Genomic DNA, 15,695 nt, shown 5'->3' with positions numbered 1-15,695 from the left:
TGCCCGCCTGAATTCCGACGGGTGGTGGCGAGGTATCCTGGCGGATGCCGCGCCCGGGGCGGACCCGAGTGCGCGAGGAGGTGGCGGTGATCGTCGGAATCGGCATCGACCTGGTGGACATCCCCCGGTTCGAACGCTCGCTCGAACGCACGCCGCGCCTGGCCGAGCGGCTCTTCTCTCCGGGGGAGCGCAGCCTGCCGACACGCTCGCTCGCGGCCCGCTACGCCGCGAAGGAAGCGCTCATCAAGGCGCTCGGCGGCTCCGACGGGGTGCACTGGACCGAGATCGAGGTCACCCCCGAACCCTCCGGCCGGCCCTGGTTCACCCTCACCGGATCGACCGCCGCCGTCGTCGCGGCACGCGGCATCACCACCCTCCACCTGTCGCTCTCCCACGACGCGGGACTGGCGACCGCGTACGTCGTGGCGGAGTCCGACGGATCCGCTGCCGAGACCGAAGGGGGCACGCGATGACCCGGATGCCGTCGGGCACCCTGCGGGAGGCCGTGATCGACGTCGGGGCGATCGGCGCCAACATCCGGCACCTGCGCCAGCTCACCGGCGTCGAGATCCTCGCCGTCGTCAAGGCCGACGGCTACGGCCACGGCGCCGTGCGCACGGCGCGGGCCGCGCTGGATGCCGGTGCCACCCGGCTCGGCGTCGCCGACGTCACCGAGGCGCTGGCGCTGCGGTCAGCGGGCATCGACGCGCCCGTGCTCGCCTGGCTGCACGCCCCCGGTGCGTCGTTCGGCGAACCCGCCGCCCACGACATCGAACTCGGCATCTCGAGCTTCGACCAGCTGCTGCTCGCCGCCGCGGCCGCCTCGGCCGACCGCCCCGTCGCGGTGCATCTGAAGGTCGAGACCGGCCTGGGTCGCAACGGCCTCGCCCCCGCCGAGTGGAGCATGGTGTTCGCCGAGGCCGCGCGTCTCGAGCGCATCGGCAAGGTGCGGGTCGTCGGGATCTTCAGCCATCTCTCCAACACGTCCCTCGCCGACGACCGCGCCGCCCTCGCGGTCTTCCACCGGGCGGTCGAGCTCGCCGGCTCCGCGGGGCTGAAGCCCACGATCCGGCACATCGCCGCCACGAATGCCGCGATCGCCCTGCCGGAGGCGCGGCTGGACTGCGTGCGCATCGGCATCGGCATGTACGGGCTCTCGCCCTTCGACGACCGCACCGCGGCGGAGCTGGGCCTGCGCCCCGCGATGACGCTGCGCGCCGCCGTCGCCGCCGTCCGGCGCGTCCCCGAGGGGCAGGGCGTGTCGTATGGCTACACCCATCGCACCGCGGGGGAGACGACCCTCGCCCTCGTCCCGCTCGGATACGCCGACGGCGTGCCGCGGGCGGCGTCGAGCGTGGGTCCCGTGAGCATCGGTGGACGCCGGTACACCGTGGCCGGCCGCATCGCGATGGACCAGTTCGTCGTCGACGTCGGCGACGACCCGGTGTCGGTCGGCGACGAGGCGGTGCTGTTCGGCGACCCCACGCTCGGGGTCCCCGGCGCCGACGAGTGGGGCGTGGCATCCGGCTCCATCAACTACGAGGTCGTCACGCGCATCGGACCCCGCGTGCCCCGGCGGCAGGTGTCGACGTGACCGGGCTGGATGCGCTCGTCGGCGAACGGGAGATCTCGTCGCCGGCCGAGATGGAGGCGCTCGGCCGCACGATCGGCGAGAGCCTCGGCGCCGGCGACCTGCTGGTGCTCACCGGCGCGCTCGGGGCGGGAAAGACGACCCTGACGCGCGGGATCGGCGCCGGTCTCGGTGTGCGCGGCCCCGTGCAGAGCCCCACGTTCGTCATCGCGCGCACGCACCCGTCGCTCGTCGGCGGGCCGCCACTCGTGCACGTCGACGCCTACCGGCTCGGGTCGGCCGCCGAGCTCGACGACCTCGACATCGACGTGGACGGCTCGGTCGTCGTCGTCGAGTGGGGCCGCGACATGGTGGCGGGACTGCGCGAGAGCTGGTGGGAGGTCGAGCTCGACCGCGAGTGGCACGGTCGGGGCGTCGACACCGCGTGCGGGACGTACTCCCGCGCGACCGAGGACCTCGACGCCGACACCCCGCGTCGCGTCGTGATCTCCCGCCGCCCCTGAGGGGCGACCGGTTCGAGGATGCCGCCCGGCGGCGCAGGTAGCCTGGAGGGGTGATCCTCGGCATCGACACCTCCCTCGGCACGGCGGTCGCCGTCGTCGAGGACGACGGGGTGGTGCGCTCCGCCGCCACGAGCCCCAATCCGCTCGGGCACGCCGAGGTGATCGGCGACCTGCTCCGGCGCGCCCTCGCCGACGCCGCCTTCGGCCCGATCGGTGCGACCGGCGCCCCCGAGCCGGTCGCCGTGACGCACGTCGCCGCCGGCATGGGACCCGGCCCCTTCACGGGGCTCCGGGTCGGGATCGCCGCGGCCACGACCTTCGCGCTCGCCCGCGGCATCCCGCTCGTGCCGGTCGCGAGCCACGACGCGGTGGCGCTGGAGGTGCTGCTGGCGGATGCGATGAGCGGCGAGGACACGCCCCGCTTCGCCGTCGTCACCGACGCCCGTCGCCGCGAGTTCGCCTACACCGTCTACGACGGCCTCGACGATGACGGCCTGCCGGTGCGCGTCACCGAGCCCGCCCTCGTCCCGCGCGACGACCTCGACGCCCGCCTGGCCGAGCTCGGTGCCCGCCGCCACGATGCCGCTGGGGTTCCCGCGCAGCTGCTCGCGCTCGTTGCGGCCCGGGCGATCGCCGCCGGGCGCCGCGTCGCGGCATCCGAGCCCCTCTACCTGCGCTCGCCGGACGTCTCGGTGTCCGCCCCGCGCAAGAAGGTCGGCGCGTGAGCGTGCGCGCGGCGACCCTCGCCGACCTGGATGCGATCATGGCCCTCGAGCGGGCCTCGTTCCCGACCGACGCGTGGAGCGAGACGCTCATGCGTGCCGAGCTCGCCTCGCCGCACGGAACGTACTTCGCCCTCGAGGACGATGGCCGGTTGGTCGGCTACGCCGGGCTGCGCGCTCCCGCCGGTTCGAAGGATGCCGATGTGCAGACCATCGCGGTGGCCGCCGACGCACGCGGTCACGGTCACGGACGCACCCTGTTGCGGACCCTGCTCGGCGAGGCCGCCGCGCGCCGCGTCGCCGAGGTGTTCCTCGAGGTGCGCGCCGACAACCCCGCCGCCCACGCCCTGTACGTCTCGGAGGGGTTCACCGAACTCGGCCGCCGCCCCCGGTACTACCAGCCCGACGGGGTGGATGCCATCGTGATGCGGCTCGACCTGCGCGACTGGTCCGCCCGCACCGCGGCGGACACCGCCGCCGACGCACCGAGGGAGCGCACATGAACCGCGAGAACCCCCTGGTGCTCGGCATCGAGACCAGCTGCGACGAGACCGGCATCGGCATCGTGCGCGGGCGCCGGCTGCTGAGCAACACGATCGCCAGCTCCATGGACGAGCACGCCCGCTACGGCGGCGTCGTCCCCGAGATCGCCGCCCGCGCCCACCTCGAGGCCCTGCAGCCGGCCATCGAACGGGCACTCGCGGACGCCTCCGCCGCCGAGGGGCGGGAGATCACCCTCGCCGACCTCGACGCCGTCGCCGTCACCAGCGGCCCCGGGCTCGCCGGTGCGCTCATGGTCGGCATCGGCGCCGCCAAAGCGCTCGCGGTCGGGCTGGACCGGCCGCTGTATGCCGTCAACCACCTCGTCGGCCACATCGCCGCGGACCTGCTCACCGGCGACGCCGTGGCGTACCCGACCGTCGCGCTGCTGGTCAGCGGCGGCCACACGTCACTACTGCTGGTGCGCGACCTCACGAGCGACGTCGAGATGCTCGGCGAGACGGTCGACGACGCCGCCGGCGAGGCGTTCGACAAGGTCGCGCGCATCCTCGGGCTGCCCTACCCGGGCGGTCCTGAGATCGACCGGGCGGCGGCAGCGGGCGACCCCACCGCCATCCGGTTCCCGCGCGGGCTCTCGCGCGCGTCGGACATGGCCGAGCACCGCTACGACTTCTCGTTCTCGGGGCTGAAGACGGCCGTCGCGCGCTGGATCGAGCAGCGCGAGGCCGCCGGTGAGCCGGTGCCCACCGCCGACGTCGCGGCGTCGTTCCGCGAGGCGGTGGTCGACGTGCTCGTCACGAAGGCGCTCGATGCCTGCGCCCGGTACGACGTGCCGCGGCTCCTGCTGGGCGGCGGCGTCATCGCCAACCGCCGGCTGCGGGAAGTCGCCCTCGCCCGCGCCGCCGAGGCGGGTGTGGAGGTGCGCATCCCGCCGCTGAGCCTGTGCACCGACAACGGCGCGATGATCGCGGGCCTGGCCGCCGAGCTGATCGCCGCCGGGCGGCCCGCCTCGACGCTCGCGTTCGGCGCCGACTCGACGCTGCCGGTCACCGAGATCCAGGTGGCCGAGGAGGTGGCCGCATGACCGATCCCCGCCGCGATGCCGTCGAGCCCCGGGAATGGGATGCCGCGCCCCCGCAGCCCGCGCCCGCGCAACCCCCGCAGCCCCCGCAGATCGAACCGCCGTCCACCGACGTCGCCCCCGCCGACGAATCCCTGCGGCTCCCCGGGGAGCACCGCGGCGGCTTCACCCGGTTGCCCACGGCGCCCGTGGAGGTCCTGCGCGCCGAGACCGGATCGACGGTGACGTGGATCGAACCGCAGCGGCCACTGGTGGGGCTCGCCGGATGGGCGCTGGGCTTCTCGGTCGCCGGCCTCGTGGTCGCGTGCTTCGTCGGCTGGGGGTTCCCCCTCGGCATCGGCTCGGCCATCACCGCGATCGTGGCGCTGCGCCGCCCGTTGGAGAACCGCGCCGTGGCCGTCTGGGCGCTCGTGCTCGGGCTCGTCTCGGTGCTCTACAGCGCCGGCTGGCTGGTGTGGGCCGCGCAGACGGCCAACCTCTTCGCCTGAGACCCCGCCGCAGGAGCCGTGATCGCGGTGGACGCCGGTGCGCTCACCCCACGCGGTCGGCCAGCAGCGTCAGCCGCTTGCTGTCGATGCGGGTGATCAGCAGCGTCGCCGATGCCTCGCCCTTCAGCTTCAGCTTCGTGCGCAGCGCCGCCGGGTCGACGTCGACACCGCGCTTCTTGATCTCGAGGGTGCCGACGCCGCGCTCGCGCAGCGCCTTGGCCAGCCCCTTCACATCAGACGGCAGCTGCTCGCGCACTCGGAAGCTCGACACGAACGGGCTCGTCACGGCGGCGTCTCCGGTCAGGTAGGCCATGCCCGGCGCCAGCATGCCGGCATCCAGCTCGCGCGCGACCTCGCCGATCAACCGCGCGCGGATCACCGCGCCGTCGGGTTCGTGCACGAAGGCGCCGAGATCGCGCACCGGTTCGTCTGCGGCATCCGCCGCCGCCGTCAGCTCGTGCGTCGCCTCCCCCCGCACGACCATCGCGGCGCGGTGCACCCCCGGGCGTGCGAGGGCGCCCGTCCACACCACCAGCTCGATGGTCGACCCGTCGACGCTGATCCACTGCGCTTCGGCGTCCGCCGGCAGTGCGTCGCGATCGAACGCGGGACCGAGCTTCACCCCGGCGGGCATGCGCCCGGCCAGAGCGAACACCCACTCCAGCGGCGGCGACCATTCGTGCGCGGCGAGCCGGCTGGTCTCGGAATGCCCGGCGGTGCGGCGGGCGGGGTCGAGCCAGACCGCGTCGACCGCCGAGGTGTCGAACGCCTCGGCGGTGCCGTGGTGCACCCGCACCTGCGATCCGAACGGGGCGAGGTTGTACGCCGCGATCGCCGCGGTCACCTCGTCGGTGTCGACGGCGTCCACCTCGATGCCCAAGGCGGCCAGTCCCAGTGCGTCACCGCCGATGCCGCAGCCGAGATCGGCGACCCGTGCACAGCCCGCGGCGCGGAAGCGGGCGGCGTGGCGCGCGGCCACCGACAGCCGCGTCGCCTGCTCGAGACCCGCGCGCGTGAACAGCATGCGCTCGGCGAACGGGCCGAACTTCGCCTCCGCTTTCACGCGCAGCCGCGCCTGGCCGACGACGGCGGAGACGAGGTCGGGGGAGTGTCCCGCGGCCCGCAGTCGCGACACGGCGGCAGCGGCCTCGGCGGTCGTGCGGATGCCACCGGTGGCATCCAGCAGCCGCAGCCCTTCGGGGGTGAGCAGGGCACCGAGTTCGGCCAGGTCCATCCGTTCAGCCTACGTCGCGGGGTGCGGCCGGCCTGCCGCGGCGGTGTCAGGGCGACCCCCTCACCACCCCCTCGCCGGGAGGGGGGACCCCGCAACCGCACCCGGCAGAACCGGGAGGCATCCCCGATGTGGCGCAGCGCCGTCGCTCGTAGCGTTCAGGCACAACCACACGTCGGGGAGTGCTCCCCGGGAAGAGGGGAAAAGGTCATGGCTTCCGACGAATACCTCGCAGACGCATCGTTCAACACGCGCGTCCGTGACTCGTACAACACCACCAACACATCGACCACGACGAGCACCGCAGCGTGGGAGAACGTCGGCAACACCGATGCCTCTGTGGACGGCAGCGGCAATGTCGAGTCCACCACCACCAACTCGGGCAACACCGACTCGAACGACACGACGACCGACACCGACGTCGCCGACTCGTACAACGACAACTCCGACAACTCCACCAACGACTACTCGGACAACTCGAACAACGACTCGTTCAACGACAACTCCGACAACTCCACCAACGACTCGTTCAACGATTTCTCCAACAACTCCACGAACGACGACTCGGTGGCGGTGGGGGTGCGCAACTACAACGTCGGCTTCGGCGACCTGAGCGTCACCGGCGCCGGGGGCGGCGAGGGCGGTGACGTCTGGATCAACAGCCAGGCCACGATCATCGACCAGTCGACCAACTCCGCGGGCGGCGGCGGGATGTCCGCCTTCGACGCCGGCGGCGCAGGCAACAGCGCGATCGTCGCCAGCGGAGCCGACTCCATCGCTGCGGGCGGCGACGTGTCGTACTCGGTCGCCCTCGACAACTCGGTCAACATGAGCGCCGGCGGCGACATCAACCTCGACAACACCACGACCGTCGACACCGTCGAAGGCTCCTACAACACGTGGGAGTACACGGCCACGACGACCGACAACTCCACCTACACCGACGTCGACGATTCGTACAACGACAACTCGCAGAGCTACACCGCGACCGACTCGTTCAACTCGATGACCGATGAGTCCTTCTCGTCCGAAGTCAACATGGACATGGACTCGATCGTCGACAGCAGCGACTCCTCGATCGACGACGTCGCGCTCTGATGACCTTCGGTCCGGCCGCCGCCGCCGGCGGCCGGACCGATCCCACACCTTCGGAAAGGAATGCCCATCATGGCCGATGACACCTACGAGGCGACCGACTCGTTCAACATGCGGGTGCGCGACTCCGGGAACACCGTCAACACGTCCACCAGCACGCTGGGTGCGGACCTCGACAACGTCGCCAACACCGACGAGTCGGTCACCGACAGCGGCAACACGACGACGAGCATCTCCGGGTCGTTCAACAGCGACTCGCACGACACCGAGACCTACAGCGACGTGCGGGACTCATACAACGACAACTCGGACAACTCCATGACCGACGCGTCCGACAACTCCAACAACGACGCGTTCAACGACAACTCCGACAACTCCACGAACGGCTCGTACAACGACAACTCCGACAACTCCACCAACGACGACTCGGTGCAGGTCGGCGTGCGCAACTACACCGTCGGCTTCGGCGACCTCACGGTCGGCGGCGGCGGGGGCGGCGACGTCTGGGTCAACAACCAGAGCACGATCGTCGACCAGTCCTACAACTCCGCCGTCTCCGGGGGAGGCTTCGCCGCGGCGACCGATCACGGCGGCGATGACGGCGGCTTCGCCGCGGCCAACAGCGCGGTCGTCGCCTCCGGCAGCGGCGCGATCGCCGCCGGAGGCGACGCCGACGTGTCGCTCTCGCAGGACTCGTCGCTCAACATCGACGCCGGGGGAGACGTGAACCTCGGCAACACCACGACGACGACCAGCGTGATCGACTCGTACAACTCCGCAACGACGACCACGACGGACACCGACAACTCCACCGACACGGACGTCTCCGACTCGTACAACGACAACTCCGGCACCTGGACGGCGGACAACTCGTTCAACGAGGAGCTGAGTTCGGTCTCGGAGGAGACCTGGAATGTGGATGTCGACATGATCTGGGACAGCAGTTCGGCATCCATCGGCGACGGCGACGTCGCTCTCTGAGCGGATGTCCCGTCGTCACCCGACGACGACGCCGTGAAGCGTCCGCCGTCACCGAGAACCCGCCCCGCATCCGCGGAGCGGGTTCTCGGTGCGTTCCGCCCGCGCACCTGCGACCCGCGCACCTGAAAGGCCGCCCGATGACCCACCCCGCCCCCGGCTCCGGATTCGCGCCCACGCCGCCGGATTCGCCCGATGACCTCGACGAGGAGGCCGTCACCGCTGCACTGCTCCCGCTCATCGACCGGACCGCCGGTTACTCGCAGGCTCTCGGCCGGCCGGACCTCGTCACGAGGCTGAGGCAGACGAAGGAGCGGGTGCTGGATCCTCACATCCGGGTCGTCGTGGTCGGTCAGTTCAAACAGGGCAAGAGCAAGCTCGTCAACGCACTGGTCAACGCGCCGGCCTGCCCGGTGGACGACGACGTCGCCACCAGCGTGCCGACGTCCGTGGGCTACGCCGAGACGCCGTCGGCGGTCGTGCTGATGCGGCGCGACGACGGGCCCGATCCCGAGATCGAACGGGTCCCGGTGCCGCTGGACGACCTCGCCGACTACGTGTCGGAGAGCGGCGAGCGGGAGGCACGTGGGGACATCGTGGGGGCGGAGGTGCTGCTGCCGCGGGAGATCCTCAAGGGAGGCCTGCGCGTCATCGACTCGCCCGGCGTCGGCGGGCTCGAGTCGACGCGCTCGCTCAGCACCCTGGCGGCGCTGTCGACCGCGCACGCCGTGCTGCTGGTCTCCGATGCGTCGCAGGAATACACCGAGCCGGAGATCCAGTTCCTGCGGCACGCGATGCGGATGTCGCCGAGCGTGGCGGCGGTGCTGTCCAAGACCGACATCTACCCGTCGTGGCGCCAGATCGAGAACATCGACCGCAGCCACCTCGGCGACGTCGGAACCGTGCCGCTGTTCGCGGTCTCCAGCGACCTGCGCCTGCTCGCCGCCGACCAGCAGGACCGCACCCTCAACGACGAATCGGGGTTCCCCGCTCTCGTCGCGCACCTGCGCCGGGACGTGCTGGGCCGTGCCGAGACGCTGCGCCGGCGCGTGGTCATCCACGAGCTGCTGTCGGTGACCGAGCAGCTGGGCATGGCGCTGCGCACCGAGCTCGCGGCGCTGGAACACCCCGAGGACACCCCGCGCATGATCGCCAGGCTCGAGGAGGCCAAATCCCGTGCCGACGAGTTCCGCAGCCGCTCATCGCGCTGGCAGGTCACCCTGAGCGACGGCATCGCCGATCTCATGGCCGACACCGAGCACGACCTGCGCGACCGGCTGCGCAAGGTGCAGCGCGACGCCGAGGCGTCCATCGACGAGGGCGACCCCGGCCCCATCTGGGACCAGATCGCGCAGTGGCTGGACGTGCGGGTGAGTGCCGCGGTCTCGGAGACGTTCGTGTGGACGGACGAACGGTCGCAATGGCTCGCCGAACGCGTCGCCGACGCGTTCATCACGGGGGAGTCCTCGATCCCCCTCATCGACGTGGGCCGCACCGAGGGGCTGCTCGACCCGGTCGAAGAACTCGCCGACCTCGCCGAGGGGCGCCTGAGCGCGGCCGAGAAGATCTACATCGGCGTGCGCGGATCGTACGGCGGCGTTCTCATGGTCGGCCTCGCGACGAGTCTCATCGGGCTGTCGCTCATCAACCCGCTCTCGCTGCTGGCAGGCGTCCTCGTCGGCCGTCGCGCCTTCCGTGAGGACATGACCTCCCGCCTCACCCGGCGCCAGATGGAGGCGAAGAGCCTCGTGCGCAAGCACATCGACGAGGTCGTGTTCCAGGTCGGCAAGCAGCTGAAGGACCGCCTGCGTCTCGTGCAGCGGGTGTCGCGCGACCATTTCGGCACCATCGCCGACGAACTGCACCGGTCGCTGTCGGAGTCGGTGCTGGTGGCCAAGCAGGCCGCGGCGAGCTACACCGCCGGTCGCGACGAGCGCATCGCCCAGCTGCGGCTGCGCCTGTCGCGCATCGAGTCGCTACGGGCGGAGATCCGCGAGATACCGGTGCCCGAAGACCCCGAACCGGTCCGCGCATGAGGCGGGTCGGCATCGGTGAGATCGCCGGCGTCGTCGCAGAAGCGCGGGAGCTGTACGCCGACGACCCTGCGGCGCTGGAGCGCCTCGACGCGTACGACCGTCGCCTGAACGAGCCGCTGCGGCTGGCGGTCGCCGGCGTGGTGAAGGCAGGCAAATCGACGCTGCTCAACGCCCTCATCGGAGAGCAGGTGGCACCGACGGATGCCGGCGAGTGCACCAAACTCGTCGTCTGGTACCGCTACGCGCTCACCCCGACGGTGACACTGCATCTGGCGGACGGCACCACCGCGCGTCTCCCGGTGCGCCGCAGCGACGGCGCGCTCGAGCTCGACCTCGGCTCCTACTCCGCCGACGAGGTCGGCTGGATCGACGTCGCGTGGCCGTCGGAGCACCTGCGCACCACGGTGCTCATCGACACCCCCGGCATCGCCTCGCTGTCGGCGACGACGTCGCTGCGGACGACCCGGTTTCTCACCCCGGAGCATTCGCCCTCCGACGCCGATGCCATCATCTATCTGCTGCGCCACATCCACGCCTCCGACGTCGCGTTCCTCGAGGCGTTCCGCGACACGGTGGCCGGCTCCTCGCACACCGTCAACGCAGTAGGGCTGCTCTCGCGGGCCGACGAGATCGGCTCCGGCCGGATCGACTCGCTCATCTCCGCCTCCCGCATCGCAGAGCGCTACCGGCGCGACGGGGAGCTGCGCGCCCTCACCCTCGGCGTCATCCCGGTGGCGGGGCTGCTGGCCGAGGGGGCCCGGACGCTGCGGGAGAGCGAGTTCATCGCGTTCCGCTCGCTCGCCGCGCTCAGCCGGGAGCAGCGCGAGCGGCTGTTCGTGTCGGTCGACCGCTTCGTGCGCGTCTCACCCGACACGGATCTGAGCGTCTCGGTGCGCCAGCGCCTGCTGGCGCGGTTCGGCCTGTTCGGCGTGCGACTCGGCGCCGCGCTCGTGCGGGGCGGCGCACGGACGTCCTCGGACCTGGCGGAGCGGATGATCGCGCAGAGCGGCCTGATCGACGTGCAGCGCTTCGTGGCGGACCAGTTCCGCTCGCGGGTCGCAGCTCTCAAGGCCCGCACCGTGCTCGACGCGGTGGCGGAGCTGCTGCGGGAGAAGCCGCGTGCCGGAGCCACCGGGGTGCGCATCGCGATCGAACGGGTGAGCGTGACCGCGCACGACCTGCGGGAGCTTGCCCTGCTCGCGGATCTCCGCACGTCCGTCTCGGCGCTGGCCGCCCCCGACGAGGCGGAAGCCGAACGCATCATCGGCGGGGAGGGCGACGCGGCATCCGCACGTCTGGGCCTCGCGGAGCCGGCACTGCGCGTGCAGGTGAGGGAGGCGGCCGCGGAGCGCCTGGCCTACTGGCGGATGCTGGAGCAGTCGCCGCTGAACGATCGCGCCACGACGCAGACCTGCCGCGTCGTGGTGCGCAGCCTCGAGGCCATCGCCTCAGAGGTCGGCTCCGCCCACCCCGGGGGACACAGCCCGGACGTCATGCCGTCGCGCTGACCACTTCAGCGCCGGAGGCAGCACGCTGAACGCGAGGGCGAGGAGGGCGAGCCCCACCTGCAACGCCAGGAGGCGGGTCAGCGGCAGCCCGCGTTCGCCGACCGCGACGAGCTCCCGGATGCCGATGAGCGCGATCCCCAGCAGCATCACCGAGCCGAACTGCCACCATCGCGCCCGCGGACGGCGGTTGTTGAACGACACCAGGCAGGTCACCTGCACGAGCAGGACCACCGCGAGGATGCCGAACGCCGTCCAGTACAGGATCTCCGCCGCCGTCGAGTAGGTCTCCTCGGCACGCGTGCCATCGACCGCCTTGATCGCCTCGGTCATCTCCGGCAGCTGCGTCTCGCGGATGATGAACAGGTACACCACCGCCACCGCACCGGTCACCAGGCTCAGCACCCAGCCCAGCTGCGCCAGGCGCACGCTCACCGGCGGGGCGAGCTTGACCAGTACCGGCGCCGCGGCCTTGCCGGCGAGCGTCGGGCGTGCCGGCGCCTGCGGTGGTGCGCCCGCCCCGCCGCGGTCCGCTGCGGCCACCGGCGGCTGCGGGCGGGCGGCCTCCAGGTCAGAAATCGTCGCCTCCGGTTTCATCGACCGTGGTGTCGGTGGATTCGTACACGGTCGTCGACTCTGCATCGACCGCGGTCTCCTGGTAGGTCGTGGCGGACTCGTTGTACGAGGCATCCGCCGAAGCCTGCGTCGACGAGTCGTTGCCCGACCCCGTCGTGGTGGTCGTGGTCGACGAATCGGTCGTCGTGGTGGTGTCGGTCTGCTGGTTGTTCGATCCCTCGACCACGGACGTCGTGGTGTCGTTGCCGAGGTTCGCGTCGCCGCCGGCGTCGATGTTCGTGGAGTTGTCCTCGGTCTGGTCGATGTCGATGTCGTCGCCGGCCGCGATCGAGCCGTCACCGGAGCCGACGATGGCTTCGTTGTCGAACGTCTGCGTCACGTCACCGCCCGCCCAGATGTTCTGGTTGACCGACTGGTCCACGATCGTGTCGCGGTCGTCGATGCGGAAGTTGTTGATGATGTTCTGGATCTCGCGCACGGCAGGGTTCACCGACGGGCTCGGCGACGCGCTGGACGGGTCGAGGTCGCGACCGGAGGCGACGACGACGGTGGGTCGCTCGGCGATCACCGGCGCCACGGCGCACACGTCCTCCGCGCGCACCTGTGAGAGTCCGCGGCTGCCCAGCGCCGTGGCCGGATCCACGTCGAACTCCTCGGCGGCATCCGGATCGCGCAGCAGACTGAGGATGAATTCGATCAGCGCGTCGGCGACAGTGGCGACGGTGATGCTCATGGTGCACTCCTTAACCAGCAAGGTGGATCCGTATCCCACGCTATGGCGTGGTCGCCCGGGCCGCGTCGGGGCTCGGCCCCCCATCGCCCGACGCCCACTAGGGGGCCGCCCCCGTGTGGAGGGGGGACACCGGCGCGTCCTGGCCGGTGAGGGCGGTGCGGAGCTTGTCGAGCAGGTCGGAGCGCGAGGTCGCGCCGAGCCGCTGCCGGATGCGCGCGATGTGATGCTCGGCGGTGCGCGGCGAGATGAAGATCGCCGCACCGATCTCGGCGTAGGTCTTCCCCTGCAGCACGAGCAGCGCCACGTCGTGCTCGCGCGCGCTCAGCATGGGGGCGACGGGGGTGGCGGCGTCGGCGGCGGTGGGCTCGGTGACCGCACCTTCGCGGGGGTGGAGCTGGCGTGCGCAGGCGAGCAGCCGCGCCGACACGCGGCGGTCGTCGGTGCGGGCCGCGCCGTGACCGGCCAGGCGAGCGCCGTCCCACGCGAGCCCGATCGCTGCCAGCTGCGCCGCAGCGGTCTCCACCGCATCCGCGTCGACCCGCCCTGCCAGCACGTCCGTCCACACCCGCCCCGCGTGTGCCATCGTCGCCGCGGTACGGCTGTGCGCCGCCGCGGCGAGCAGTCGGCGGGCGTGCGGCTTGAGCGACTCGGGGTCGTCGGAGAGGATGCCGCGCTGCACCCCTGCCCAGTGCACGGCGGTGCTCCACAGCGCCGGTGACCCCAGCTGCTCGGTGAGGTCCACCGCCCGGGCGAAGTGCCCGGCGATGCGCTCGCCGTCGCCCACGCGCGCCGCGGTGACGGTGAGCTCTGCCAGCGGCAGCAGCGTGAACAGGTCGAACCGCGTGCGCAACAGGGTCTCGCGGGCGCCGCGCCAGGCGGTGGTGAGGTCGGTGGCATCGCCGAACCGGCGTGCCAGTCCCACCGTGACGGCATCCCAGAGCACGCGGTCGCGCGTGGACAGGTCGCGCACCGAGGATCGCACCCGACGCAGCGCGGACTCGGCCTCGTGCGGGTGCTCTCGCTGCATCGCGACCCAGGCGCTCCACAGCTGCAGCCGGTCGTGCGCCCACGCCCCGCCGTGGCCGTCGCGCAGCGCGTCGGCGAGCACGGTGGTGGCGACGTCGGTCTCCCCGAGCTGCAGCGCCGCCGTCGCCGCGATCACGGCGGGCAGTTCCGGCACGGCATCGGCGGATCCGGAGGCGGTGTGCATCTCGGCGGCCCGCACCAGGTCGCCCAGGCCGCTCGAGCCGTCGCCGACGAGGCTTGCCCGCAGTCCTGCGATGAGCAGGTCGGATGCCACCTCGAGCGTCGAGGGCACCCCGCCCTGTGCGGGCAGGGCGACGCCGCGCGCCGCGGCGTCGTCGCCCACCGCGAGCGCCACCGCGACCGCCGCGGCGGCTGCCTCGGGAGCGCTGGGCGCGTGGGCGCGGTAGATGGCGTGGCTGCGTTCGATGAGGCCGCGGGCAGCCCACAACGCGGCGGCGAGTCCGGTTGCCGCCGGGGACCCGACGACCACGCCGCCCGCCCGCGCGGCGCGATCGAGCTCGACACCCGCGGCGTCGAGGTCGCCCAATGCCCACGCCGCGCGTGCGGCGCCGAGGTGCGCCGCCGCGGCATCCGCCCCCGCGTCGGCGGCCAGGGCGAACAGCATCAGCGCGCGCTCCGGCTGTGCGTCCACGAGGGCGTCGGCCCGGCGCAGCAGCCGATCGGCCAAGCGCGGCTCCTGCACGCGTGCGGCGATCGTGTCGGCGACGGTGTGGTCGGGGTTCTGCGAGAGGAGATGGCGCAGACGGTCGGGTGACACCGTGGCCTGCACCGCTTCGCGCACCACGGGTGCCGCCGTGCCGTCCAGCAGCAGCAGACCCTCCGCGTGCGCGGCTGCCACCGTCGCATCGGCGGCGTCGACCGTCCCGACGGTGGCCCCTTCGGCCAAGCAGATGAGCTCCACCGCATCGCGCACGTCGGGGTCGACCGTGCGCAGCCGGTGCGCGATGATCGCCGACAGCGCGTCGGAGACGGCATGCAGGCTCTCGGACTCGTCGGCGAGGGTCACCTCTTCGCCGAGGTGCAGCGCCTCGAGCATCAGCCAGGGCGTCCCGCCGCACAGGGCCAGAAGCGCCTCCAGTCGCGCGGACGGCAGTTCACGGCCCTCGCAGTGGAGCCACGCGGCGACGTCGTGCGCCGAGACCCGGTCCAGCACGATCGCCGGCCGCTCTTGCTGCAGTCGCCGCGCCAGCACCTGCAGCTGCGCGGACTGCGGCCAGGGTCGGCAGGCGACGACGAGTTCGCACGTCGGGTCGTCGAGGCGGTCGACCAGTCGCTGCACCGTGTCGGCGTCGAGGTCGTGCGCGTCGTCCACGACGATCACGTCGCCCGGGACCGTGTCGTCTGCGAGACGCGTGGTCCGCCGGCCCTGCGCGTGCAGCGCCCGACGGATGTGGCGGAGGGCGTCGGACTTGCCGGAGCCGGCGGCCCCGCTGACCACCGCCCGGACGAGCGTGCCCTCGCTCGTCAGCGCGGCGATGTGGTTCTGCGCGAGGCGCGGCCACAGGGCCGGGCGGTGATCGGCACGGGCGGGTGGTGGCGCGACGGGGACGGGCGAAGACGGGATCGAGGCCAAGGACGACATTGTTCTCCTGAGCTGCTGCTGCAGCG

15 protein-coding genes are annotated in these 15,695 nt (G+C 72.2%); 11 read left to right on the top strand and 4 right to left on the bottom strand.

Going from position 1 to position 15,695, the window contains the following annotated elements; all coding sequences use genetic code 11:
* Positions 1 to 86 precede the first annotated feature (86 nt).
* The 7 genes from ACFVR6_RS10285 to ACFVR6_RS10255 are packed head-to-tail and all read left to right on the top strand — an operon-like array spanning position 87 to position 4,886.
* Entirely contained in the window at positions 87 to 473 is a 387-nt protein-coding gene (locus ACFVR6_RS10285; RefSeq protein ID WP_386962262.1) for a holo-ACP synthase, read from the top strand.
* Entirely contained in the window at positions 470 to 1,594 is a 1,125-nt protein-coding gene (gene alr / locus ACFVR6_RS10280) for an alanine racemase (protein ID WP_386962259.1), read from the top strand. Before ACFVR6_RS10285 ends, alr begins: the two co-directional genes overlap by 4 nt.
* On the top strand, positions 1,591 to 2,094 hold the full coding sequence (gene tsaE, locus ACFVR6_RS10275) for a tRNA (adenosine(37)-N6)-threonylcarbamoyltransferase complex ATPase subunit type 1 TsaE (protein ID WP_386962256.1): 504 nt from the start codon (positions 1,591 to 1,593) through the stop codon (positions 2,092 to 2,094). Before alr ends, tsaE begins: the two co-directional genes overlap by 4 nt.
* Positions 2,095 to 2,144: 50 nt before the next feature.
* On the top strand, positions 2,145 to 2,819 hold the full coding sequence (tsaB, locus tag ACFVR6_RS10270) for a tRNA (adenosine(37)-N6)-threonylcarbamoyltransferase complex dimerization subunit type 1 TsaB (protein WP_386962253.1): 675 nt from the start codon (positions 2,145 to 2,147) through the stop codon (positions 2,817 to 2,819).
* Complete coding sequence (rimI, locus tag ACFVR6_RS10265; RefSeq protein WP_386962250.1) at positions 2,816 to 3,319, top strand: ribosomal protein S18-alanine N-acetyltransferase; 504 nt, start codon at positions 2,816 to 2,818, stop codon at positions 3,317 to 3,319. Before tsaB ends, rimI begins: the two co-directional genes overlap by 4 nt.
* Positions 3,316 to 4,401 (top strand): tRNA (adenosine(37)-N6)-threonylcarbamoyltransferase complex transferase subunit TsaD, encoded by a 1,086-nt coding sequence (gene tsaD, locus ACFVR6_RS10260; RefSeq protein ID WP_386962247.1) that lies wholly within the window; start codon positions 3,316 to 3,318, stop codon positions 4,399 to 4,401. Before rimI ends, tsaD begins: the two co-directional genes overlap by 4 nt.
* Entirely contained in the window at positions 4,398 to 4,886 is a 489-nt protein-coding gene (locus ACFVR6_RS10255) for a hypothetical protein (RefSeq protein WP_386962245.1), read from the top strand. Before tsaD ends, ACFVR6_RS10255 begins: the two co-directional genes overlap by 4 nt.
* Before the next feature lie 43 nt (positions 4,887 to 4,929).
* Here the strand turns inward: ACFVR6_RS10255 and ACFVR6_RS10250 are convergent, their stop codons facing one another.
* Entirely contained in the window at positions 4,930 to 6,120 is a 1,191-nt protein-coding gene (locus tag ACFVR6_RS10250) for a class I SAM-dependent methyltransferase (RefSeq protein ID WP_386962242.1), read from the bottom strand.
* Positions 6,121 to 6,327: 207 nt separating this feature from the next.
* Here ACFVR6_RS10250 and ACFVR6_RS10245 point away from each other — a divergent pair, with 207 nt between their 5' ends.
* The 4 genes from ACFVR6_RS10245 (at position 6,328) to ACFVR6_RS10230 (ending at position 11,734) form a co-directional block, all read left to right on the top strand.
* Positions 6,328 to 7,215, top strand: a complete 888-nt coding sequence (locus tag ACFVR6_RS10245; RefSeq protein WP_386962239.1) for a hypothetical protein — start codon at positions 6,328 to 6,330, stop codon at positions 7,213 to 7,215.
* A 69-nt stretch (positions 7,216 to 7,284) separates the two neighbouring features.
* Positions 7,285 to 8,193 carry a hypothetical protein gene (locus ACFVR6_RS10240; RefSeq protein WP_386962236.1) on the top strand — a complete coding sequence of 303 codons (909 nt, stop codon included), beginning with the start codon at positions 7,285 to 7,287 and terminating at the stop codon, positions 8,191 to 8,193.
* 137 nt (positions 8,194 to 8,330) lie between these two features.
* Positions 8,331 to 10,226, top strand: a complete 1,896-nt coding sequence (locus ACFVR6_RS10235) for a dynamin family protein (RefSeq protein WP_386962233.1) — start codon at positions 8,331 to 8,333, stop codon at positions 10,224 to 10,226.
* Entirely contained in the window at positions 10,223 to 11,734 is a 1,512-nt protein-coding gene (locus tag ACFVR6_RS10230) for a dynamin family protein (protein ID WP_386962231.1), read from the top strand. The genes ACFVR6_RS10235 and ACFVR6_RS10230 overlap by 4 nt, the downstream gene beginning before the upstream one ends.
* Here ACFVR6_RS10230 and ACFVR6_RS10225 read toward each other — a convergent pair.
* The 3 genes from ACFVR6_RS10225 to ACFVR6_RS10215 form a co-directional block, all read right to left on the bottom strand.
* On the bottom strand, positions 11,675 to 12,328 hold the full coding sequence (locus ACFVR6_RS10225) for a hypothetical protein (RefSeq protein WP_386962228.1): 654 nt from the start codon (positions 12,326 to 12,328) through the stop codon (positions 11,675 to 11,677). The genes ACFVR6_RS10230 and ACFVR6_RS10225 overlap by 60 nt on opposite strands.
* Entirely contained in the window at positions 12,303 to 13,040 is a 738-nt protein-coding gene (locus ACFVR6_RS10220; RefSeq protein ID WP_386962225.1) for an IniB N-terminal domain-containing protein, read from the bottom strand. The genes ACFVR6_RS10225 and ACFVR6_RS10220 overlap by 26 nt, the downstream gene beginning before the upstream one ends.
* 97 nt (positions 13,041 to 13,137) lie before the next feature.
* A complete protein-coding gene (locus tag ACFVR6_RS10215; protein WP_386962222.1) occupies positions 13,138 to 15,669 on the bottom strand; it encodes a LuxR C-terminal-related transcriptional regulator in 2,532 nt (843 codons plus the stop codon).
* Positions 15,670 to 15,695 lie beyond the last annotated feature (26 nt).

This window comes from Microbacterium sp. NPDC058021 (genome assembly GCF_042885955.1).
Taxonomy (GTDB): Bacteria; Actinomycetota; Actinomycetes; order Actinomycetales; family Microbacteriaceae; genus Microbacterium.
Note: the sequence above shows the minus strand (reverse complement) of the source record. Positions and strands in the feature narration are given on the sequence as shown.

Coding starts and splice junctions, on each gene's coding strand:
- ACFVR6_RS10215 (WP_386962222.1), bottom strand. CDS start 15,669: ATGTCGTCCTTGGCCTCGATCCCGTCTTCGCCCGTCCCCGTCGCGCCA.
- ACFVR6_RS10230 (WP_386962231.1), top strand. CDS start 10,223: ATGAGGCGGGTCGGCATCGGTGAGATCGCCGGCGTCGTCGCAGAAGCG.
- ACFVR6_RS10245 (WP_386962239.1), top strand. CDS start 6,328: ATGGCTTCCGACGAATACCTCGCAGACGCATCGTTCAACACGCGCGTC.
- ACFVR6_RS10220 (WP_386962225.1), bottom strand. CDS start 13,040: ATGAGCATCACCGTCGCCACTGTCGCCGACGCGCTGATCGAATTCATC.
- alr (WP_386962259.1), top strand. CDS start 470: ATGACCCGGATGCCGTCGGGCACCCTGCGGGAGGCCGTGATCGACGTC.
- ACFVR6_RS10235 (WP_386962233.1), top strand. CDS start 8,331: ATGACCCACCCCGCCCCCGGCTCCGGATTCGCGCCCACGCCGCCGGAT.
- tsaD (WP_386962247.1), top strand. CDS start 3,316: ATGAACCGCGAGAACCCCCTGGTGCTCGGCATCGAGACCAGCTGCGAC.
- ACFVR6_RS10250 (WP_386962242.1), bottom strand. CDS start 6,120: ATGGACCTGGCCGAACTCGGTGCCCTGCTCACCCCCGAAGGGCTGCGG.
- ACFVR6_RS10255 (WP_386962245.1), top strand. CDS start 4,398: ATGACCGATCCCCGCCGCGATGCCGTCGAGCCCCGGGAATGGGATGCC.
- ACFVR6_RS10240 (WP_386962236.1), top strand. CDS start 7,285: ATGGCCGATGACACCTACGAGGCGACCGACTCGTTCAACATGCGGGTG.
- ACFVR6_RS10225 (WP_386962228.1), bottom strand. CDS start 12,328: ATGAAACCGGAGGCGACGATTTCTGACCTGGAGGCCGCCCGCCCGCAG.